The 23,101-nt window shown below is 36.8% G+C and carries 18 protein-coding genes; 9 read left to right on the top strand and 9 right to left on the bottom strand.

Annotation, left to right across the window (positions count from 1 at the left end):
- Nucleotides 1-5 precede the first annotated feature (5 nt).
- Nucleotides 6-1,319, bottom strand: a complete 1,314-nt coding sequence (locus tag KUI_RS03550) for a homoserine dehydrogenase (RefSeq protein WP_013522477.1) — start codon at nt 1,317-1,319, stop codon at nt 6-8.
- 115 nt (nt 1,320-1,434) lie between these two features.
- Between KUI_RS03550 and KUI_RS03545 the strand changes: the two genes are divergently transcribed.
- Genes KUI_RS03545 through KUI_RS03520 form a run of 6 tightly spaced genes read left to right on the top strand, consistent with a single transcriptional unit; the run spans nt 1,435 to nt 7,165 of the window.
- On the top strand, nt 1,435-1,878 hold the full coding sequence (locus KUI_RS03545) for an Mth938-like domain-containing protein (RefSeq protein WP_013522476.1): 444 nt from the start codon (nt 1,435-1,437) through the stop codon (nt 1,876-1,878).
- Entirely contained in the window at nt 1,878-2,372 is a 495-nt protein-coding gene (locus KUI_RS03540) for a peroxiredoxin (protein ID WP_014840328.1), read from the top strand. The genes KUI_RS03545 and KUI_RS03540 overlap by 1 nt, the downstream gene beginning before the upstream one ends.
- Before the next feature lie 20 nt (nt 2,373-2,392).
- Nucleotides 2,393-4,030, top strand: a complete 1,638-nt coding sequence (locus tag KUI_RS03535; protein WP_013522474.1) for a PhoH family protein — start codon at nt 2,393-2,395, stop codon at nt 4,028-4,030.
- Between the two features lie 9 nt (nt 4,031-4,039).
- Complete coding sequence (gene gmk, locus KUI_RS03530) at nt 4,040-4,672, top strand: guanylate kinase (RefSeq protein ID WP_013522473.1); 633 nt, start codon at nt 4,040-4,042, stop codon at nt 4,670-4,672.
- Nucleotides 4,673-4,687: 15 nt separating this feature from the next.
- A complete protein-coding gene (gene rpoZ, locus KUI_RS03525; RefSeq protein WP_013522472.1) occupies nt 4,688-4,894 on the top strand; it encodes a DNA-directed RNA polymerase subunit omega in 207 nt (68 codons plus the stop codon).
- A gap of 15 nt (nt 4,895-4,909) precedes the next feature.
- Entirely contained in the window at nt 4,910-7,165 is a 2,256-nt protein-coding gene (locus KUI_RS03520) for a RelA/SpoT family protein (protein WP_014840327.1), read from the top strand.
- Here the strand turns inward: KUI_RS03520 and KUI_RS03515 are convergent.
- From KUI_RS03515 to KUI_RS03485, 7 genes are all read right to left on the bottom strand, one after another.
- The gene (locus KUI_RS03515) at nt 7,155-8,606 is read right to left on the bottom strand and encodes a hypothetical protein (RefSeq protein ID WP_014840326.1); all 1,452 of its coding nucleotides are present in this window, start codon (nt 8,604-8,606) and stop codon (nt 7,155-7,157) included. The two genes, KUI_RS03520 and KUI_RS03515, sit on opposite strands and share 11 nt — an antisense overlap.
- A 93-nt stretch (nt 8,607-8,699) precedes the next feature.
- Entirely contained in the window at nt 8,700-9,491 is a 792-nt protein-coding gene (locus KUI_RS03510) for a MetQ/NlpA family ABC transporter substrate-binding protein (RefSeq protein ID WP_013522469.1), read from the bottom strand.
- A 125-nt stretch (nt 9,492-9,616) separates the two neighbouring features.
- Nucleotides 9,617-11,098: a YifB family Mg chelatase-like AAA ATPase gene (locus KUI_RS03505; RefSeq protein ID WP_014840325.1), complete on the bottom strand. Its 1,482-nt coding sequence runs from the start codon at nt 11,096-11,098 to the stop codon at nt 9,617-9,619.
- Between the two features lie 76 nt (nt 11,099-11,174).
- Entirely contained in the window at nt 11,175-12,296 is a 1,122-nt protein-coding gene (gene zapE / locus KUI_RS03500) for a cell division protein ZapE (RefSeq protein WP_013522467.1), read from the bottom strand.
- 51 nt (nt 12,297-12,347) lie between these two features.
- Complete coding sequence (lpdA, locus tag KUI_RS03495; protein WP_014840324.1) at nt 12,348-13,775, bottom strand: dihydrolipoyl dehydrogenase; 1,428 nt, start codon at nt 13,773-13,775, stop codon at nt 12,348-12,350.
- Nucleotides 13,776-13,793: 18 nt separating this feature from the next.
- Complete coding sequence (gene odhB / locus KUI_RS03490) at nt 13,794-15,038, bottom strand: 2-oxoglutarate dehydrogenase complex dihydrolipoyllysine-residue succinyltransferase (protein WP_014840323.1); 1,245 nt, start codon at nt 15,036-15,038, stop codon at nt 13,794-13,796.
- 27 nt (nt 15,039-15,065) lie between these two features.
- Nucleotides 15,066-17,909 carry a 2-oxoglutarate dehydrogenase E1 component gene (locus KUI_RS03485; RefSeq protein WP_014840322.1) on the bottom strand — a complete coding sequence of 948 codons (2,844 nt, stop codon included), beginning with the start codon at nt 17,907-17,909 and terminating at the stop codon, nt 15,066-15,068.
- A 167-nt stretch (nt 17,910-18,076) separates the two neighbouring features.
- Between KUI_RS03485 and KUI_RS03480 the strand changes: the two genes are divergently transcribed.
- The 3 genes from KUI_RS03480 (at nt 18,077) to KUI_RS03470 (ending at nt 21,462) form a co-directional block, all read left to right on the top strand.
- Nucleotides 18,077-20,353, top strand: a complete 2,277-nt coding sequence (locus tag KUI_RS03480) for an NADP-dependent malic enzyme (protein ID WP_013522463.1) — start codon at nt 18,077-18,079, stop codon at nt 20,351-20,353.
- Between the two features lie 123 nt (nt 20,354-20,476).
- Nucleotides 20,477-20,872, top strand: coding sequence for a T6SS effector amidase Tae4 family protein (locus tag KUI_RS03475; protein ID WP_014840321.1), 396 nt, complete (start codon nt 20,477-20,479; stop codon nt 20,870-20,872).
- 116 nt (nt 20,873-20,988) lie between these two features.
- On the top strand, nt 20,989-21,462 hold the full coding sequence (locus KUI_RS03470) for a type VI secretion system amidase immunity protein Tai4 (RefSeq protein ID WP_013522461.1): 474 nt from the start codon (nt 20,989-20,991) through the stop codon (nt 21,460-21,462).
- Nucleotides 21,463-21,544: 82 nt separating this feature from the next.
- On the opposite strand, the gene KUI_RS03465 is transcribed toward KUI_RS03470, so the two are convergent.
- Entirely contained in the window at nt 21,545-22,750 is a 1,206-nt protein-coding gene (locus KUI_RS03465) for a sodium/glutamate symporter (protein ID WP_013522460.1), read from the bottom strand.
- Nucleotides 22,751-23,101 lie beyond the last annotated feature (351 nt).

Genomic DNA, 23,101 nt, shown 5'->3' with positions numbered 1-23,101 from the left:
CTAAATTAACAAAGATTTTCCAATCTAATAAGTTTAATATCTGACTGCACGGAATCAAGTGCTTCAATCTCTTTAATGGCTTTTTGCATAGAGGACTCAATGGTTTGATGAATTAAGAAAATTAAAGATGCAAGATTATTTCCCTTATTATCCTGAATCATTGAATTAATTGAAATCTCATGATTTGCAAAAATTCGAGAAACATCTGCCAGCACACCTTTTTGGTCTCTCACTGTCATACGTAGATAGTACCCAGTCCTCGCCTCATCGATAGGCAGAATGCGATAATCCTCTAGAGCATCAGCCTGAAATGCTAGGTGCGGAACACGATGTTCAGGATCTGCTGTATGCAGACGTGTAACATCTACCAAATCAGCAACAACTGCAGATGCCGTAGGTTCAGAACCTGCTCCAGGACCATAAAACAAAGTTTCTCCTACAGCATCTCCTCTGACCATCACTGCATTCATAGCACCTTCAACATTTGCCAACATCTTAGTAGCTGGTATCAAAGTGGGATGTACGCGTAACTCAATCCCCTCATCTCTACGAGTGGCAATACCTAATAATTTCAACCTATAGCCCAATCTCTCGGCTTGAACAACATCTTCTTGTTCTATTTTGGTAATACCCTCAGAGTAGACACGGTCAAATTGAATCGGTATACCAAACGCAGTGGAAGCTAAGATTGTAAGTTTGTGAGCAACATCCACACCCTCGATATCAAATGTAGGATCTGCTTCTGCATAACCTAGTTTCTGTGCATCTTTTAAAACAACATCAAATGTAAGTGCCTTGCTACGCATCTCAGAGAGAATGAAATTACTAGTTCCATTAATAATTCCTGCCAAACTTTGAATTCGATTTGCGGTTAGCCCTTCTCGGACAGATTTAATTATAGGAATTCCACCAGCCACAGCTGCTTCAAAGGCGACCATAACTTTATGATCACTTGCAATTTTAAAAATTTCGTTTCCATGATGTGCAAGCAAAGCCTTATTAGCGGTTACTACATGCTTCCCATTATTCAAGGCTCTAATAACCACCTCTTTAGCTAAAGTTGTGCCTCCAATAAGCTCTACAACAATATCTATAGACGGATCGTCAACTACATCCATAAGATTAGCAGTAACAGGAACGGCATCCCCGACTATATCAGTAGCTTTAGAAATAGTACGGGTGGCAATACGCACAATCTCAATACGCCTCCCAGCTCGACGAGCAATTTCGTTGGAATTCCTCTTAAGTACATTCCAAGTGCCACTACCAACAACACCAAAACCAAGCAATCCTACTCTCAAAGCTTGTAATTGACTCATTTAAAACCCACAAAAAACTTTAGAAATTGTTATAAGTATTCACAATTTTACCTTTTTTAAAATCACGAACTTGTAATATATTTGACTTAATATAAACAAAGTTTTCGGAGTAATTGTGAAATTACACTTACAAAATACCTCTACACTAAACACAGTAACTGCTTACGATGAATCCTACATCGAAATCAATAAAGAGAGATATTTTCAATCGGTTTACTTTACGCCAGAAAGTCCTATCCACACATGGGATATCAAATCATTTGAAGATATTGATATCAATCAATTGGAACTTGTAGGCATGTTGGAAAAAGCAGCTAGTTCCGCAATTGACTTTCTTAACAGTTCCTCTTGTAACTATAAAAATGCACCTGAACTTATAATTATCGGAACAGGTTTAAAGCAACATTTACCTGACCCTTCCTTAATAACTCCTCTGATTAAAGCAAATATTGGAGTTGAATTTATGAAAACTGATGCAGCTGCTCGTACATATAATGTATTAATGGCCGAAGGTCGTAAAGTTGCATTAGGTTTAATTTTAGAATTTAAGGAGTCCTAATGGCAGAAAATCTTGAATTAAAAAAATGTCCTGCATTTACAGCAAACTTAGTTTATAAAGAAGGTGATGAATTTATAGAAAAAAACCTTAAATTCCCCTCTGACCTAAAAGGTAAATCATTTGTACTTTATTTTTACCCACGCGATAACACCCCAGGTTGCACTACAGAATCACAAGATTTTAGAGATGCACTTGATAGGTTTGAATCTCAAGAAGCCGTAGTCATAGGCATTTCCAGAGATACCATTAACTCGCACAAAAAATTTATCGATAAACAAGAACTTAATTTCCCTCTTATTGCCGACCCTGAAGAAGAAATCTGCAACTTATTCGGAGTTATGAAACAAAAAATGATGTACGGAAAGCAAGTTCATGGTATCGAAAGATCAACATTTATATTCGATGATAAAGGGAAACTTATAAAAGAGTGGAGAGGAGTTAAAGTTCCTGGCCACATCGAAGAAGTTCTTAATGTTATTGAATCACAAAATTAATTAACCAAAACGGAGTTTTTATGCCTCTTCCTAAACTTCCCACTAAACGTGCAAATCTTCTTGATATGGACACTGCTCCCAAACCAAGGGCTCCTAAAAAAATTACTCATCAAGAACAGAATACACAATCTGGGATATCTTTTGAGGCTAAATCTACTCAGACCATTGAAACTAGAGATGCTCAAGCCACATCGAAAACGCAGAGATCTAAAGCTACTAAAAAAGTTCAAGGTAAGGAATCAACAATAACAAACAAAACCAAAGAATCAACTGGCAAAAGTAAGCTCTTTGTTCTAGACACTAACGTAATGTTGCACGACCCTACATGCTTATTTAGGTTTGAAGAGCACGATATTTTCTTACCCATGATGACTTTGGAAGAGCTTGACCACCATAAAAAGGGACTTACAGAAGTTGCTCGACATGCACGTCAAGTAAGTAGATCTTTAGATGATCTTTGTGCAGAATCTCCAGATCTACTTCAGGGCATGCCACTTAATAGTTTGGGTAACAAAGAAGCTACTGGCATTTTGTATTTTCAAACTAAAGAGTTAAATGCGGAACTAAAAATACAACTCCCTACCCTTAAGGCTGATAATCAAATATTAAGTGTGGTTCAATCTTTGGTTAACCTCTACCCTGACCGCGAAGTTGTTCTTGTTTCCAAAGATATAAACATGCGCTTAAAAGCTAGGGCTTTAGGTCTTGCCGCTGAAGATTATCTAAATGACCATTCTGTCGAGGATTCCGATTTAATATATGACGGAAATATCCAACTTCCCGATAATTTCTGGGAAAGACACTCAAAAGATATGGAATCTTGGACACAAGCAGGGACCACGTATTATAAAGTTCGCGGTCCATTAGTAAATGAATTCTTAGTAAATGAATTCGTTTACTTAGAGGGAGACTCACCATTATTTGCTCAAGTTAAAGAAGTTTCTGGTAAATATGCCGTACTAGCAACCATACGTGACTACACGCACCCCAAAAATAATGTTTGGGGTGTGACAGCTAGAAATCGTGAACAAAATTTTGCACTTAACCTTTTAATGAATCCAGAAATAGACTTTGTGTCATTACTTGGGCAAGCTGGTACAGGTAAAACATTGCTAGCCCTAGCCTCTGGTCTAACGCAGGTACTTGAAACAAAGAGATATACAGAAATCATAATGACCCGTGTAACTGTGCCTGTAGGTGAAGATATCGGATTTCTACCAGGGACAGAGGAAGAAAAAATGCAACCTTGGATGGGTGCCTTAGAAGATAATCTTGAGTTTTTAAACACTAAGGCACGTCAAGATAGTGGAGCTCAATGGGAGCGAAGTTTAAGTAAAGAGATAATTCAGTCTCACATTAAGGTAAAATCCTTAAACTTTATGCGCGGTCGAACTTTTTTGAATAAATTTATCATTATTGATGAAGCTCAAAACCTTACACCAAAACAAATGAAGACATTGGTTACACGTGCAGGTCCTGGTACTAAAATCGTGTGTTTGGGGAATATTGCCCAAATAGACACTCCTTATTTGACTGAGGGCAGTTCTGGTCTAACATATGTCGTGGACAGGTTTAAGGGTTGGCCACACTCAGGACATGTAACTTTACAAAAAGGCGAGCGCTCTAGATTATCAGATTACGCAAGTGATGCTTTGTAATATTTAAATATGGAATTCCCTGGAAATGTTTTTTTAGTTTCCGCCCCTACTGGTGCAGGAAAATCGAGTTTAGTAAGTGCTCTTATTGAAAAAAATCCATTTATAAACTTATCTATTTCATACACGACTAGAGCTCCTCGTGAGGGAGAAATTGATGGTCGCGAGTATCATTTCATCTCAAAAGAGCAATTTTCTCAATGGCGTGAACAGGGAAATATGCTTGAATGGGCTGAAGTTTACGGTAATTTCTATGGCACTGCTAAGTCTCAAGTTGAAGCAGTTATAGAAACTGGTCAGGATGTATTGCTTGAAATTGACTATCAAGGAGCCCGTCAAATTCGCAAAAAATTTCCTGAAATCATAGATATTTTTATATTGCCACCCTCTATAGAAGAATTAGAAAAAAGGCTTATAAAACGAGGTCAAGATACAGCTGATGTAATTCGCAAAAGAATGCTTACAGTTAGCAGTGAAATTGGTCATGCTGATGAGTACTCTTATGTTATAATAAATGATTGCTTTGAGAGTGCTTTAGATCAACTTGATACCTTAGTAAAAGCCGCTAAACTTAAGTATGCAAGTCAAGCAAATAAGCATCAAGCATTGTTTGCAGATCTAGGTATTTCGTACTTACCAAAATAAAAATATAGGTTACTTATGGCTCGTATTACCATAGATGATTGTTTAGAATATATCCCTAATCGTTTTGATTTAACTTTGGTTGCTACTTATAGAGCACGTGAAATTGCTACTGGTCATACACCTAAAGTGGATCTTCAAAACGACAAGCCTACAGTATTAGCTTTACGTGAAATTGCAGAGGGCAAAACTGGCATTGAGATGCTTAAAAAAATCCCTTCATAGTTTTCTTGCGATTTTATGAGGTTCAGTAATTTATCCTCTCTCTTTTCTAACTTAAATCCTTTTCCTTCAAAAAAAAGGGTTGCTGAACCTCATAATTCAGAATTACCTGATATTAAGTCTTCACCTCACCCAAAGTATCTACCTTCCCTTTTAAGCAAACTTAAGTATCTAAATCCATCTGAGCTACATATGGTTAAAGTGGCTTATTCCTTTGCAGATAATGCACATTATGGTCAGATGAGATCAAGTGGTGATCCTTATATTACCCATCCAGTGGAAGCGGCAATTATTTGTGCTGATTGGAAGCTTGACTGCGATGCCATTATGGCTGCATTGTTGCATGATGTGATTGAGGATCAACAAGTTTCAAAAGAAACAATTGCCACCGAAATAAATCCTACAGTTGCAGAATTAGTTGATGGGCTAACTAAATTAGAGAGGATTCAATTTGCTAGTAAAGCACAGCAACAAGCAGAGAGTTTTAGAAAGATGTTGCTTGCTACAACTAAGGATGTTCGGGTGATCTTGATTAAACTAGCCGATCGATTGCACAATATGCGTACTCTTGAAGGGCTTGAAGCATCGAAGGCTAGACGCATTGCCAAAGAGACACTTGAAATTTACGCAGCGATAGCAAATAGACTGGGATTTACTAAGCTAGTAGCTGAATTTGAGGATTTAGCATTTAGTATCAATTATCCACATAGATATAGTGTGCTTAAAAATTCTATTGAAACTGAGCGCAAATCTAATCGCAAAATTGAAAAAACAATCCATAACAATATAGTTAAAGCTATTCCTTCGGAAGCTAAATTTAATTGGACCGTCTTTAGTACCTACAAAGTACATGAGATGATGAAAGCTCAAAAAAAGAGTTTTTCAAATTTTAACGATACGAAATATATCGACATTACAGTACCTACTTTAAAAGATGCGTACATTGTCCTTGGTGCTTTACATCAAATTTACAGACCAGTTCCTGGGACTTTTGCAGATTACATCGCTATTCCTAAAGTAAATGGGTACCGTGCTTTGCACACGATAATGGTAGGACCTGTTGGAACCCATATCGACGTTGCCATCTATACAGAATCTATGAAAGCCTATAACGAATATGGGATTATTGCTCATTGGAGAAATCGTGATCAGGATATTGGTGTTGTTAATTTCGATGAGCAATCCCACAACTGGCTTCAATCCTTGGTTGAAATTCAATCTATAAATAAAAATTCCGAAGAGTTTATAGATGATATTAAGATTGACCTTTTCCCAGATTCTGTATATGCACTTACACCAAAAGGAAAAATTATTTCTCTTCCTAGTAAAGCTACGGCTTTGGATTTTGCATTTGCGATACACACTGATATTGGTCTACATGCAGTTAGTGCGACAATAAACGGTGTTGCTGTTCCTATGAATCATGTGATTTCTAGCGGAGATACAGTTGATATTGTTTCTAATCCAAATACTGAACCTAATGTAAGTTGGCTTAACTATGCACGCACAGGTAGATCTAGGGCGGCCATTAGACACTACCTTAAAAATGTTAAAAGCAAGGAGTCCACAGACTTGGGGCGTAAATTACTCGTACAGTCTTTGGATGAGTTGGAGTTAACATTGCCAGAGCCAAATGATCCTAAATGGCAAAAAATTCTTTTAGAATCTGGAGCGAACTCAATTGAAGAGATTCTTATGGATATTGGAATTGGAAATCGCATCGCCTCTGTAGTAGCTAGAAGGTTTATGGCAGAAAATCCTATTATCCACACAAGTGCAAATGATTACGACACCTTAGTGTCTGCGAAACGTACTGACTTGATTATTAGAGGAAATGAAGGTCAGGCAATACAGTATGCTAGATGTTGTACTCCATTACACGGAGACCCTATAGTTGGAGTTCTTCAGCCTGGGTCAGGTTTAATTGTTCACCACAAAAATTGCACAACACTTGAAGCCTATAAAACTAAAGATCAAAGTAAATATGTAAATGTTGTTTGGGACAGCACTTCAGAAGCAAGTTTTAAAGCTAAAGTTTTAATTTCAGTTATGAACAGCAAAGGTGTATTAGGTTCTATAGCCCTCGAAGCTTCAAAACATGATTCCAATATCTCGAATTTATCAATGATTGATGAAGATAGTGATTCAGCTAATATCAATATAACGCTTCAGCTTGAAGACCTGGCTCAATTAAGAGCCATCATGTCGGATATAAGAAGAATACCTGAGGTTATGTCAGTTACTAGACCTAACCTCACCCAATCTAGCGATTAATCAAAATATAAGCCACTAATGCAATTACTAAAAGCATTAGTAAAAACGTTGATATATTAAATCCTCTACGTGCTGATTGAACTATATGATCTGGTGCGGGAGCATTTTCCAATTCAAGAAGTCTAGATTCTCTGTCTGCTAGTTTTGTAGACAGTTCTGACATTTTTACATCCATTTCATCAATATGTTTATTTGATTCATTTGAAAAGTTAATAAGCTTTTGATGAAGTACCTGACAAGAATCCGTCGGCTCTAAACCAAATAAATTTCTCAATTGATTCCATTGCTCACTGGACAAATGCTCTTCAAGCTCCCGTCCCCTAACTGTATCTGAATGAATATCTGGTACCGATACGGTTGAATCCCCAGTAGAATAATCAGTTGAGCTTATGTTTGAAGTTAATTCACAAGCTGAATCTTCTGACGTATTAGAAGTAAGCTCACAAGCTGAATCTTCTGATATATTAGAGCTGGAAGTGGCTGGAACTGAGTCTGCTAAAGCCTGTTTTGAAGCTTCAAGGTCAGATTCCAAATTCTTAATTTTGGATTCATATTCTGAAGTAAGGTTTGAAATCTGCTGAGTTTGGTTGTTTTTAAGAAGCTGGTATGCTTCATCTTTTTGACGAAGTCTTTTTGTATAAGTACTTATAACCGCCTCTACTGACCCTATGCTATCTAAGTAAATATTTTTAACTGCTTTTAGATCCTCATATCTAAGTAAAGTTAAATTCGTACCAACAGTTGCTTCAAAATTTTTACTTTCGAAATAATTTTGAATTCTTTTAAATCTATCGAAAATCTGATTAGATACAAAATAAATTCTTTTATACAAAGCAAGCATCTTGTAGTCTATGATGGTTTCAATAGCATCAGGTATGTTTGATTTTTTCGAGCATCCGATAACACATGTGCGGTCTGCATCTTTAGGAGATATAGATTCGCTAAACTTAATGGACTCAAGAAACCTAGAATCCATGGTCTTGAGATCATCTCCTATTTCATCAGGAAACTCTTTGATAAATGGTTTTTCTGAAAAACTATTTGAGTTAGATTCTACATATGCATCTCTTACATATGCTGCCATCGATTTAAGGGTTTCTATAGCTATGGGCAATCTTTTAGGACTAAAAAATTGCTCTTCCTGTCCCTCCCAAAATGCTCCATAATACATCCCGCTTTTGTTACTATCGATTTGTCTAGTAGAAACATACAAAGTTAGACCAATAGAATACCTAGTTTTATGGTCTGTATTGGACTTTTGTTTTTCTCTAGATAAACAAATAATAGGGTTATCAAAAGTATCGGGAGAATCTGAAGGAGGAAGTGCTGTTAGAAATTCTTGTGGAATCTCAAAATAATTAGCCCCACTGCTTAGCCCTTCGACTAATGTCCAAGTAGCTGTTTTAAAATTTGTAGTGGATGCTAAAAGTCCTAGTCGCATGTAAACCCCCTTGCGTCTTTAAATGACAATCTAACAATTTTACAATTTTACAAAAAAATATATGTTTCAAAGAGGTTACATGCAAAATAAAGCTTAGTCTTTACGTGGAATTACGGTTCCTTTGTACTTATCTAAAATGAATTTCTTAGTTTCTTCACTACCCCACTCAGCTACTAAGATTTTAAGTGCTTTATTATCTTTAAAACTTTCAGGAGCGGCACATACATTAGCGTATGGAGAATTAACGTCTTCTAGAATTATAGAGTCTGACTTAGGATTTAATCCAACCTCAAGTGCATAATTAGTATTAATAACCGCTAGGTCCACATCTGGCAATGAACGTGGCACTCCAGCTGCTTCCAATTCTATAAATTTTAGTTTTTTAGGATTCTCGGCTATATCTTTAGCTGTTGAAAATAAATTTTTAGGGTCTTTAAGCTTGATTAATCCTGCTTGTTGAAGAATCAGAAGAGCACGAGTACTGTTGGTAGTGTCATTTGGTATAGAAACTCTAGCCCCATCTTTTAATTCAGATAGGTTTTTAATCTTTTTAGAGTAAGCGGCCATAGGAGGAAGGTACATACCACCAACTGGTACAAGATTAGTATTTTTACGTTTATTAAAAGAATCTAAATGTGGAACGTGCTGAAAACAGTTCATATCAATGTCACCATCAGCTACTTGCTGATTAGGCTGGATATAGTCAGTAAACACATGAACCGTTAAATCAACACCTTTTTTAGCAAGTGCAGGTTTCATAAATTCTAATACTTCTGCGGCAGGAACTGGAGTAGCCGCAACCGAAAGTTTTAAATTTTCTGCAGATGCAATGCTCGCAACAGATGCGACCAAAGCAAAAGCTGTAGAAGTTATAAATTTTTTCATAATGAATCCTCACTTTTGTTTAAATGTTTGTTTAAATAATATTAGCAAAGAAGGAACATATTGCATATACTGAAACAATACAAAATATTTATTTCTTTATAACTGCCAGTTATTTAAATCGATAACTAATATCCATATAAATAAATTGCCTTGCTTAAATTTGAAGGGCTAATGTGTCTATTTTCTTCTAAATCGGCAATTGTTCGGGCAACTCTTAAAATTCGCATTAGGGATTTTTGAGAAATATTGCGACCCTGTTTTAGTTTTAATATAAGTTCATTAGAATTGGAATCGATATATGCATATTTAGGTAATTCCTCTTCATCTAGATGTGCATTTAACCTACCCTGCCTTTGAATTTGACTCTCTCTAGCTTTAATCACCCTTTTTCGCACCTCTTCAGAAGTATTGTTCGGTTGGATTATGCTTTCAAGTCCACCATTAATTCTTACGTGAATATCAAAAACTTCCCTAAAAAGAGTCTCCATCTTTTTTTCATATTTCATCAAGATAGTTTTTGTGCATCTACATTTATTTGAGTAAAGATAAGAACAATCACATGGCTGATAGGTTCCGAGAAATAAAAAATTAGCTGGCAACACCACTTTTTGCTTAGATCTGAATTGATTTACTATCCTATGCATCGTTGCCATCCTTATAGTTTCCATAAATTCAAGATTTGCATTTTGAAGATCATCAATATGCAGGACACCATTATGTGCAAGAGAAAATTCTCCCACATAATTTTGTTGATTATTACCACTTAAAACAGAAACACTCATAGTAGATAATGGATTTCTATATGGTATATCATTAGGTGGATTAACTTGGGCAAGCTTATAAATAGACAAAACTTCCAAAAACTCCCTATTATTAAATGGGGGCAATATTCCCGTAGCTCGCCTACATAACATAGTCTTTCCTATACCAGTTGCCCCTCCAACGACCATATTATGACCACCCGAAGAAGCAACCTCTAGGGCGTAACAAGCCTCATGCAATCCCTCCACTTCTGAAAGACAATTTGCATTTGAAGGTATACAAAAATACGAAGATATATTTTTTTCATAGTTAGGAGGCTCACCAGTTTGTAGATATTCAACTACTTGCTTAAGGTTTTTCGCAAAAACAAAATTTATATTCGGTGCATACTCTACTATCCATGAAAGGGATGCAGAAATAACTAACGTAGGATTTGGATTAATACTATGAATTTTTAGGGCTAAAACTTCTAAGTGATTAATAGAATTTAACTCTCCTGAAAGAGACAAATCAGAAACAAAATAAATATTTTGAAGTTTTAAATTTGGATGTAAGTTTATTTGCGAAGTACTAAATAGCAATCCAATCGCTATTCCCAAATCATAATTACCCTCTATCTTATTTTGCATACTTAAACCTAAGTTCACAGTATATCTACTGGCTGAAAACTTAAATCCCTGATTTAGCAATGCCGACCTAACACGCTCTCTGCTCTCACGTGCAAGTGAATCCTGAACACCCACTACCTTAAAGGTTGGTAAGCCCTTGCTTGAATGAACTTCAATGTTAACTTCATAAGCTTCAAGAGCAATAATTGAAAGGGTTTTTGTAATTGTTATAGCCATACTTAATCCAAATAATTTTATTTAGTATGGCAAAATCAGAAAGAATTTTAAACGGGGGTGGATAAATTAATCCTACTTAAACATCAACTGATTTTCTAGTTTTATCCTGCATATACTCAGTAGAACGCATTTCAATCATTCGAGATACAGTGCGAGAAAATTCGTTTGCAAATATGCCTTCCATAAATAATTCTTCGGCAGGCACTTGTGCGGAAATTACAAGTTTTACTTTATGGTCATAAAACACATCTACCATCCACGTAAATCTTCGAGCGGCAGAGGCATCTTGAGGGGTCATTTTAGGGACATTTGAAAGAATTATTGTGTGATATTCGTTTGCTATTTCTAGGTAATCAATTTGCGATCTAGGCAGTACACACATATCGTAAAAGTCCACCCACAACACATTAGCCGACTTGCATACAACTTTTAGTTCACGATTTTGTACAGAAATAGAATCCTTATCTACTTGCCCACTACTAAGCCTACTAAAACAATTTTGAAGTTTAGAGTTTGTATCACTGTCGATAGGTGTGTAATAAGTCTCAAGTTGCTCTAATTCACGAAGCCTATAATCAACTCCCACATCCACATTTATAACTTCCATCCTCTCAAGAATAAGATTTATGGCTGGTATCAACCTATCCCTATGTAACCCATCTGGATATAGTGTTGTAGGTTCATAATTAGAAGTCATAACAAAAACAACACCTTTTTCAAAAAATTTATTTAGTAATCTATAAAGTATCATGGCATCGGCGATATCGGACACATGAAATTCATCAAAGCAAATAAGCGTATATTTATTGGCAATGTTCGTGGCAATAATATCTAACGGATCGGCCTGTTTACTAATCTCCTGAAGCCTATTATGAATACTTCGCATAAATTCATGAAAATGAACACGAGTTTTATTTTCCATATTTATGCAGGCATAAAATGAATCCATAACAAAGCTTTTGCCACGACCAACCCCACCCCACATATATAGTCCTTTTGGCGTAGGCTTAACAGGTTTAGTCTTAAAGGATTTAAGCAATCCCGAAAATAAACCACTGGATACATTAGGTTCTTTGATACTGTAGGAATTTAATTGCACGGCTAAATTTTGAAGTTTACTGATGGCATTTAATTGAGATGCATCAGCTTTATAACCTTTTTTTGCAAGAGCATTTATGTAGTGTTCTTTTACGTTCATACAAAAAATAGGCGGGCTTCTAGCCCGCCATCAAATCAAAATGACTGTTAATTATAGATTAAGTGTGCGCTTATCTACTGCAAGAGCTGCTTCTTTTACAGTTTCTGATAATGTAGGATGTGCATGGCAGATACGAGCTATATCCTCGGCCGCCCCTTTGAATTCCATAATAGTCACTAATTCAGATATAAGCTCAGAAGCCATAGGTCCAATAATATGAGCACCTAACACTTCATCGGTTTCTGCATCAGCGATAATTTTTGCAAATCCAGTAGTATCACCCATAGCACGTGCACGACCATTTGCCATAAACGGGAATTGCCCTGTTTTAACTTTACGACCTTCGTCTTTAAGTTGTTTTTCAGTTTTGCCAACCCATGAGATTTCTGGGCTGGTATAAATTACATATGGAATGGTAGCAAAATCTACATGCCCGTGCATACCAGCGATTCTTTCAGCAACCGCAACGCCCTCTTCTTCAGCCTTGTGAGCAAGCATAGGACCACGAACTACATCACCTATTGCCCAAATATTTGGTACAGAAGTTTTGCATTCATCATCCACTTCGATAAAGCCACGATCAGTAACTTTAACACCAACAGCTTCAAGATTAAGGCCCTTAGTAAATGGAACTCGACCAATTGATACGATTAATTTATCAACCGTTAGCTCTTGCTTCTCGCCTTTTGAATTTTCATAGGAAATTTGAACAGAGTCGCCCTTATTTGTGGTTTGAGTAATTTTTACTCCAACTTCAATTTTAAGGCCCTGTTTATCGAAAACTTTTTTTGCTTCTTTGGCAATAGATTCGTCTGCAGCGGCTAAGAATTCAGAAGCAGCTTCTAAGATAGTTACTTCTGAGCCTAGTCTTCTCCAAACGCTACCCATTTCAAGTCCGATAACACCTGCACCTATTACACCTAATTTTGCTGGTACCTCAGCTATGCTTAAAGCCCCATCATTAGATAAGACAACTTTCTCATCAAATTCTAAGTTTGGCAATGGTCTAGGATCAGAACCTGTAGCGATAATTACTTGGTCACCTAAAAGTTCAGTAGCATCTTTTCCTTCGACTTTAATCTTGAAACCTTTATCGGACTTATCAGCAAAGGATGCTTTTCCAGAAAAGAAAGAGACTTTATTTTTCTTAAATAAGAAAAGAATGCCTTCATTGTTTTGCTTAACAACTGTCTCTTTACGAGAAAGCATTTTAGATACATCCATCTTAACGTCTGACACAGAAATACCATGTTCAGCAAAATGATGGTTAGCTTGTTCAAAGTGTTCGGATGACTGAAGAAGGGCTTTGGAAGGTATGCATCCAACATTAGTGCAAGTACCACCTGGTTTTGGTTTTCCTACATCATCAGTCCACATATCAACGCAGGCAACTTTTTTACCAAGTTGTGCAGCACGAATCGCTGCGATATAGCCTCCAGGACCAGCACCGATAACTACAACATCAAATTTATTTTCCATAATTTTTATCCAAGATTATTACAGATTTAAAAGAAGACGTTGTGGATCTTCAAGTGCTTCTTTCATAGCAACTAATCCAAGTACAGCCTCACGTCCGTCGATAATTCTATGATCATAAGAAAGTGCAAAGTAGTTCATAGGACGAATAACGATTTCACCGTTTTCAACTACTGCACGTTCGCGAGTTGCATGGATACCTAGTATTGCTGATTGTGGAGGATTGATGATTGGGGTAGACATCATAGAACCGAATACACCACCGTTAGAAACTGTGAAAGTACCACCTGTTAATTCGTCCAAACCTAATTTACCCTCTTTAGCTTTTTGACCAAATTCAGCAATTGTTTTTTCAATATCAGCAAAGCTTAGTTGATCAGCATTACGGATTACAGGAACTACTAGACCACGTGGGCTTGAAACCGCAACACCAATATCAAAATAACCGTGGTAAACGATATCATTGCCATCAACAGAAGCATTAAGAATTGGATATTTTTTAAGTCCATGAACAGCAGCTTTCACAAAGAAAGACATAAAGCCTAATTTAATTCCATGTTCTTTTTCGAATGACTCCTTGTACTTATTACGAAGGTCCATAACAGGTTTCATGTTCACTTCGTTAAATGTAGTAAGTATTGCGTTTTGTTGTTGTGATTGAATTAATCTTTCTGCGACACGAGCACGTAAACGAGTCATAGGAATACGTTCTTCGATACGACCTTCAGTGTTAGTAGCCATAGGTGCAGATGGTTTAGAAACAGAAGAGCCTTTAGATGCTTTTTGAGCATCAGCTTTAGTTACGCGACCATCGCGACCTGAACCGGCAACATCAGAGGCTTTCATATCTTTTTCAGCAAGAATATTACGAGCAGCTGGAGAAGCTACATCACCTTTTGAACCAGATTTTTGAGCTAATGAATTATCTGATTTAGCAGATTCTACAGTAGTTTCTTTAGAAGATTGAGCAACTTCCTTAGGTTCTGATTGTTTTGATGTATCCTCAGCTTTAGCCTCAGCTTTAGCTTCAGTATCAATTTTCGCTAAAACTTGATCAGGAGTTACGGTTGCACCGTCTTGCTCTAAAATCTCAGTAATTACACCTGCAGATGGAGATGGAACTTCAAGAAGAACTTTATCAGTTTCAATCTCAACCAAAATTTCATCAACAGAAACTTGATCACCTACTTTAAATTTCCATTCAATAAGAGTGCCCTCTGACACTGACTCAGAAAGCTGAGGTACTACAACATTAACAATTGACATTTAAATCTCCTAATAATTTTTTAAATCTTAAAATACGTTTTCAAGTTTTTCAGCAAATGCTTGTTCAACAAGAGCTTTTTGCTGAGCTTTGTGTACACCTGCATAACCAGTAGCTGGAGATGAAGAAGCCTCACGACCAGCATAAGAAAGAGTTTGGTTCTCAGTCATATTATCGATAACATGGTGAAGAATATAATTCCAAGGACCTTGGTTTTGAGGCTCATCTTGAACCCAAACAACTTCTGGTGCACTTGAATACTTATCCATTTCAGCAGCGAATGCATCGTTAGGGAATGGGTATAACTGCTCAACACGTAGAATTGCTACATCTTTTCTATTATGCTCTTTGCGTCCATTTACTAAGTCATAGTAAACCTTACCCGAGCAAACTAAAACACGTTTAACATTTTCAGCTTTAATTTCAGGATCAACTTCACCAATTACTGTTTTAAATGAGCCTTCAGATAAATCAGATAGTGGGAATGATGCATCCTTGTTACGTAATAAAGATTTAGGTGTAAATACAATTAGAGGTTTACGTATATTACGTAAAACTTGGCGACGTAAAGCATGGAACATTTGACCACCATTTGTAGGTTGAATGCACTCCATATTTTCATCAGCACATAATTGTAAAAAGCGCTCTATACGTGCTGATGAGTGTTCAGGTCCTTGACCTTCTTGGCCATGTGGTAAAAGCATAACTAAACCACACTGCACGCCCCACTTAGCTTCACCAGATGCTATAAATTGGTCGATAATGACTTGGGCTCCATTTACAAAGTCTCCGAATTGACCTTCCCATAGAGTTAAACCGTTAGGTTCAGAACTTGCATAACCGTATTCAAAACCCAAAGCACCTTCTTCTGATAACACTGAGTTATTAGCCTCAAATCTTGCTTGCTTATCAGATAGATTATTAAGAGGCACATAAACTTCGTTATGTTTTTCAGGATTTTGGTCATGTAGAATTGCATGTCTGTGCGTAAATGTACCACGACCTGCATCCTCACCTGTTAGACGAACTGGATAGCCCTCATTTACAAGTGTTGCATAAGCTAGATGTTCACCCATACCCCAGTCTAGGTTCATTTCACCTTTACCCATAGCAGAGCGGTCTGCCATGAGTTTTTCAACTAATTTATGAGGTTGGAAATCTTTTGGCAATGTAGTGATTTTTTGTGCTAGCTCTTTAACAATTTCCGCAGAAACTTTAGTGTCAGCAGAATCTATATACGGATTACCTTGATATGCACTCCAATCAGGAGCATTTTCAATTTCATAATCTTTGTTAACTTTTTCATTATTTTCACCCTTATCCATTAGGGCACGATACTTAGCAACTAATTCGTCACTTTCTTGAGCGGTAAATGTACCTTCAGCCGCAAGAGCATCAGCGTAAACTTTGCGAGAACCAGGATGAGCAGCTACCGCACGATACATTTCAGGTTGTGTTAGTGCAGGAGTATCTTGTTCATTGTGTCCAAGCTTACGATAGCACACGATGTCCACAAAAACATCATTGCCAAATTTTGCTCTGTAATCTACCGCTAATTGGCATACAAATGCTACGCCCTCTGGATCATCTGCATTTACGTGAAATATAGGACAATCAACCATCTTCGCAATATCAGTACAAAATTGTGAAGAACGTGCTTCCTCTTTAAGTGAAGTTGTGAAACCAATCTGGTTATTAATAATGATATGAACAGTACCAGCATTACTATAGTGTTTTGCTAGTGATAGGTTAAGTGTTTCTTGAACTACACCCTGACCGATAACAGCAGCATCACCATGAACTAGCACTGGCAATATTTCAGCTTTGCTGTTGTAGCGAACTTGACGAGCATATGCTGTACCTGCAACTACAGGGTTTACCACTTCGAGGTGTGAAGGGTTGTATGCTAAATCGATAAATATAGGACCGTGTTCAGTATCAATAGTAGAATTAAAACCATTGTGGTATTTAACGTCACCTGCTTTTAAGTCAGTAGCATATTTTCCTTCGAATTCATCAAATAAAATCGCAGGGGATTTACCCATAATATTGATCAACATATTTAGACGACCGCGGTGTGCCATGCCTACTATAACTTCCTTGACGCCTAACTTAGCTGCATGCTGAACAACAGCATCCATACCAACTACAAAGCTTTCGCCTCCCTCAAGTGAGAAACGCTTTTGACCTGTATATTTTGTATGAAGATATTTTTCTAATCCTTCCGCCTCTGTGAGTTGTTGTAGGATATTTAATTTTTCTGCTTTGTTATAGCTTGGTTTAGATTGAATTGATTCCAATTTATCTTGAAGCCATTTTTTAGCTTCATGGTTGGCAATGTACATGTACTCAACACCAACAGTTCCTGAGTAAGTAGCCTTAAGTGAATCAATCAATTCCTTAAGTGTCATAGTGTCTTTGCCGAATGAAGTATCACCAGTCGAGAATGTCTGATTCATGTCCGCTTCTGTTAAACCATGATATTTAGGATCTAATTCAGGGACATCCATGTGCTCTTGAAGTTTAAGTGGATCAACTTGAGCATGAAGAGCACCAAGCCTGCGATAAGCTGAAATCAATCTTTCAACTAAGTGTTGCTTAGAATTTGAAGCTCCTGTCGATGGAGCTGGAGAATATAAAGTATTATTTCTAGCCATAAGAGCCAGATTTTCAATAACTGCAGTGTGGTTTTGATCTTTAGAACTTGTGCTGCCGTCTACCGCAGGTTCTTTTGATAGTTTGTCAAAATATTGCTTCCAACTTTCATCAACTGAAGAAGGATCCTCGAGGTACATCTCATATTGCTCTTCTACATAAGACATATTCCCGCCGAATAAATACGAGTTTTCTCGTTTTTCACTCATCGTTTTCATATCACACCATACATTTAGTTACTAAAAAGAAGGGATACCCTAAGGAAAACCCTAATAATTGCGATTAGTATACTTCACACATATTACTAATTACATAACAACGTAATTTTAGAATTAAAATACATGTAATTTATGACAATGAAAATTTAAATTCATAGGATCCATTAATGTCGACCGATTCAAAAAAATTAGCCCTACTCTATCATGAATTTCCGACCCCAGGAAAAATATCTGTTGTACCTACTAAAAGCATGGCCAACCAGGACGATCTTTCCCTTGCATACTCTCCAGGTGTAGCACACGCATGTATGGAGATATTTGATCAGGGGGAATCTGCTGCAGCAAAATACACTTCTAGAGCAAATTTAGTTGGTGTAATTTCGAATGGGACTGCTGTTTTAGGTTTGGGAAATATTGGTCCTCTAGCTTCTAAACCAGTTATGGAAGGCAAAGGTTGTTTATTTAAGAAATTCGCTAATATTGATGTTTTCGACATTGAACTTGCTGAAAATGACCCTGATAAATTAGTTGATATTATTGCGGCACTAGAACCTACGCTAGGCGGTGTTAATCTAGAAGATATCAAAGCTCCAGAGTGTTTCTACATAGAGAAGAAACTCCGCGAACGCATGAAGATACCAGTGTTCCACGATGACCAACATGGTACTGCCATTATTTCATCAGCTGCACTTATTAATGGATTAAAACTAGTTAACAAAGACATTTCTAAAATTAAAATGGTCGTTTCTGGGGCTGGAGCTGCTGCCATAGCATGTCTAGACCTTATGGTAAATCTTGGTCTAACACGCGAAAACATTTTCGTGTGCGATTCTAAAGGTGTTATATATGAAGGTCGTGATGAAAAAATGGATCCTTCAAAACAACGGTATGCTCAAGTTACCGATGCACGCACTCTTGCGGATGTAATTGTAGGTGCTGATGCCTTCTTGGGATGTTCTGCTAAAGGTGTTCTCAAACCTGAAATGGTTAAAGCCATGGCTGAAAACCCACTAATACTTGCATTAGCAAATCCAGACCCTGAAATCACTCCCGAAGAAGCTAAAGCAGCACGATCAGATGTGATTATTGCCACAGGTAGATCAGATTATCCCAATCAAGTAAATAATGTTCTTTGTTTCCCATTTATTTTCCGCGGTGCATTGGATGTAGGGGCTACTACAATTAACGAAGAGATGAAATTAGCCTGCGTACATGCAATTGCTGACCTTGCACAAGCTGAACTAAGCGATGAGGTTGCAACTGCTTACGAGGGTCAGGATCTTAATTTCGGACCCGAGTACATCATTCCTAAACCCTTTGATCCACGACTTATTGTTAAAGTCGCCCCTGCTGTAGCTAAGGCCGCCATGGATTCAGGCGTTGCACGTAAGCCTATAGACAATCTTGAAGAGTATCGCGATAAATTGCTAGAGCATGTTTATCGATCAGGTCATTTAATGCAACCTTTATTTAAACTTGCAAAAGATGAACCTAAAAAAATTGTATATGCTGACGGCGAAGATCACAGAGTGATTCGTGCAGCTCAAACTGTTGTTGATGAGGGCATTGCCATCCCATATATTGTGGGTCGTCCTCACAAAATTCAAGAACAGATAGACAAGCTCGGATTGCGACTAGAGGATGGTAAAAACTTCCATATCGTGAATCCTGATGATCATCCATATTATGAAGATGCATGGAAAAAATATTTAGAACTTAATAATCGCAAAGGTGTGACTCCAGCTATAGCTAAGGCAATTGTACGCAAGCATAATACGTTGCTAGGCACTCTATTACTAGATCTCGGAGTAGTTGATGCTATGATTTGCGGTATATCGTCACGATGGGATAACCAGCTAGCATACGTACGCGATATTATTGGTTTGCGAGATGGATGTAAGCATTTTGCGACCATGAACGTGATTATCATGCCAAACGACACCCTATTCCTTGCTGACACTCAGGTAAACGTTGATCCTGATGCAGAGACTGTGGCTGAGATTACATTGATGGCTTCAGAAGAAATGCGTCGATTTGGGATTGTGCCTAAAGTCGCCCTTCTTGCTACTTCTAACTTCGGAAGCCGCACAAACAAAAATGCTCGCAAAATGGCTGAAGCTCTTGAGATTGTCCGTACTAAAAATCCTGACCTTGAGATTGACGGCGAGATGCATGCTGATGCAGCACTAAGCCAGCGAATACGGTTAGAAGCTTGCCCTGAAAGTACTTTGAAAGGTTCAGCTAATCTGCTGATTATGCCAAATTTAGAATCGGGAAATATCTCTTATAACCTGCTCAAAATGACTAGTGGTAATGGTATCACTATGGGACCTATTCTTTTAGGTGCACGCAAGCCCGTACATATTATGACTACTAGCTCAACTACACGAAGGATTGTGAATTTATCGGCACTAGCAGTTATTGATGCCCAAAAAGCTAGTTGAATTTAACGCATAACAAGTGATAAAAAACCCAGCTCTAATTAAGAACTGGGTTTTTATTTTGGAACTTATTTTGATATCACTTTTCATTACAGTTTAATATTAATCACTCATAATATTGGTTATTTGAGAGACGTTTATGAAAAAAAATTAGATTTTAGTAAAGCTATTATTTTTTCAAAAATAATTTATAACCCTGTATTTCCTCAAAAATTTGTTGCTATGTTAATTGGAGGGCTAGTTGACTACAACATCAATAAGGTTGAGGAAAAATATAGATGGAAAAATACTTGTGCAGTTAGAATGAGTTATATAATCAACTATTCTGGAATGAAAATTCCAGCCGTTGCTGGTAAAACAGTAACTGGAGCAGATGGTAACAATTATTTTTTTAGAATTCTCGATCTATATAATTTTTTGAAAGATAATCTTGGTACACCTAAATCCTATAAAGGAGCTTCACTTTCTGCTTTGGATTTAAAAAATAAAAAAGGAATTATTTTATTCATTGTATCTAATTAGGTGGATGCTAGGGGTCACATTACTCTCTTTGATGGAGAGACATGTTATGACAAATGTTACTTTCATGACCCATTAAGCAATCGAATAGTTGATTATGTTTACTTTTGGGAACTTGAATGAAATCTATTCAATCTATAGTAACTCTATTTCTTTTTCAATTGACATTAATTCCTAATGGATTCTCACAGGAAACCCTTAAAACTGGACCAAAAGCTGGCAGTCGTACATATGCTCAAAATTTTAAAGATATGGTTTTAGCTGAATGTTTAGTAAAAGCATTTCCAAAAAATCCTATATATACAAGGGATATTGCTAGTAGTTATCATGCGTTAATAGAATGGACTTATTTTGATCTAGAAAAAGCTCCCATCGAAACTACTAAGCTTGTTGAAAAATATCTTGCACTTGACTACTCAAATTTATTTGCAGATACTGAATCCCCAGGTATTGAGTGGAATTTTTTCAAATGTCTTGACCTTTATCATAGCAATGATTTAGAAGAAATGACTAAAAAATTTGTTATACATCCAAACAAAACATTTAGAGAGGAAAATACATTATTAGATGAAGCTAAAAAGCAAAACCCTTAAATTTAACGCATAACAAGTGATAAAAAACCCAGCTCTACGAAAGAACTGGGTTTTTATTTTGGTACTTATTTTGATATCACTTTTACATCATGCCTTTAGCTACATTAAGGAAGAATGTAATCGCAATTGCGTTTGTGATATTACTAATAAAACCACCAATAAGTGGAACTATAAAATAAGCAATCTTAGAATTACCATATTTAGAGCAGACTGATGTCATGGTAGCCATAGATACAGGAACCGCACCTAAACCGAAACCTACATGCCCAACGGAAATGATAGCACTGTCGTAGTTTTTACCGCACATTCTGTAAGTAACAAACATAACAAAGAAATAAATCAAAACTAGTTGCAGAGCCAAAATCGTAATTAGTGGTATGGCAAGATCTGCGAGTTGCCATAGCTTCATCGTGATAATAGAAAGAGAAACGAATACAGAAAGTGCAATAGCTCCAACTATGTCTATGCTCTCATACAATGCTTGATGGTCACCTTTTCTAGCATCGAGCACGAAACGCACGATAATCCCCCCAAACATACACATAACGTGAATAGGAAGTTTTACATCTGGCAATAATTCCTTAAATATAAAAAACAAAGTTTGTCCAATACCGCAGGCTATCAAAAGGGCAAAAAATGCCGTATGTGCTCTCTTAGAATTTACAAAATTTTGCACTGCTTCTGTATGAGTAATAATCGCAGTATCTGAAGATTTCAATCCGTTCTTCTCAATTAAACGACGCCCAATAGGACCTCCCATTATACATCCAGCAACCAAGCCAAAAGTAGCTGCTGCTACCGCAACCTCAACGGCACCAACTCCACCCATGCTTTCAGCTACAGGACCGAAACTAGCGGAGTTACCGTGACCGCCAGTTAGCGGTGTCGATCCAGCCATAAGAGCGACAATTGGGTTCATACCCATGGCATCACCCACGTATAGGGCAAGCACATTTTGTAGAATAGCCAAAACAGCAGCTAAGATGGCAAATATCAGTACAAGCTTCCCTCCCTTTTTGAGTAAAGATAAACTAGCAGCCAAACCCATAGCTGCAAAGAACACATTGTAAAAAAACGTATTCATAGCTTTGTAATCAAAATTAAAATTTACAATATTAAGTGAGTGCAAAATTGTAGTAATGATGGCAATAATCGTGCCACCAACCACCGCCGCAGGAATACAATATTTTCTAAAAATCGGAAATTTTTTAAGTAGATACTCACCCAAATAAATACTTATCACAGCGAGTGCTAAAGTTTGAAAAACCCCTACATTTAATGTGTTCATATTATTTTCTCTTTAGTTTTAATAGAGGAATGATATCAAAGCAAATCAGGAAACTAAGTTCGTAATTTCCCTAGATAATTTACTAGACAAATTTACACGACTTGTTTTCTTTTAAAATTAAACTTTTTTAGAAGATTTATCATTAATAAATTACTCTCATGCATAGATGAGAAAATATCAATTTAATTCTTGAAAACGAATATCACATAATTGAAAACGATCTTGAAAAGCACGCAAATACTAACGTTATGAAAAGTAGTCTTAAAGAAGCTTTATTTGATTTAAGTATTATCAAGAAAAATTTGGATTGCGTTAGTAAAAAAAATACAAAATTATTTACAGTCTCTTATT

Source organism: Taylorella equigenitalis ATCC 35865 (assembly GCF_000276685.1).
Classification (GTDB): Bacteria; Pseudomonadota; Gammaproteobacteria; order Burkholderiales; family Burkholderiaceae_B; genus Taylorella; species Taylorella equigenitalis.
This window is presented reverse-complemented; position numbering and strand designations above follow the sequence as displayed.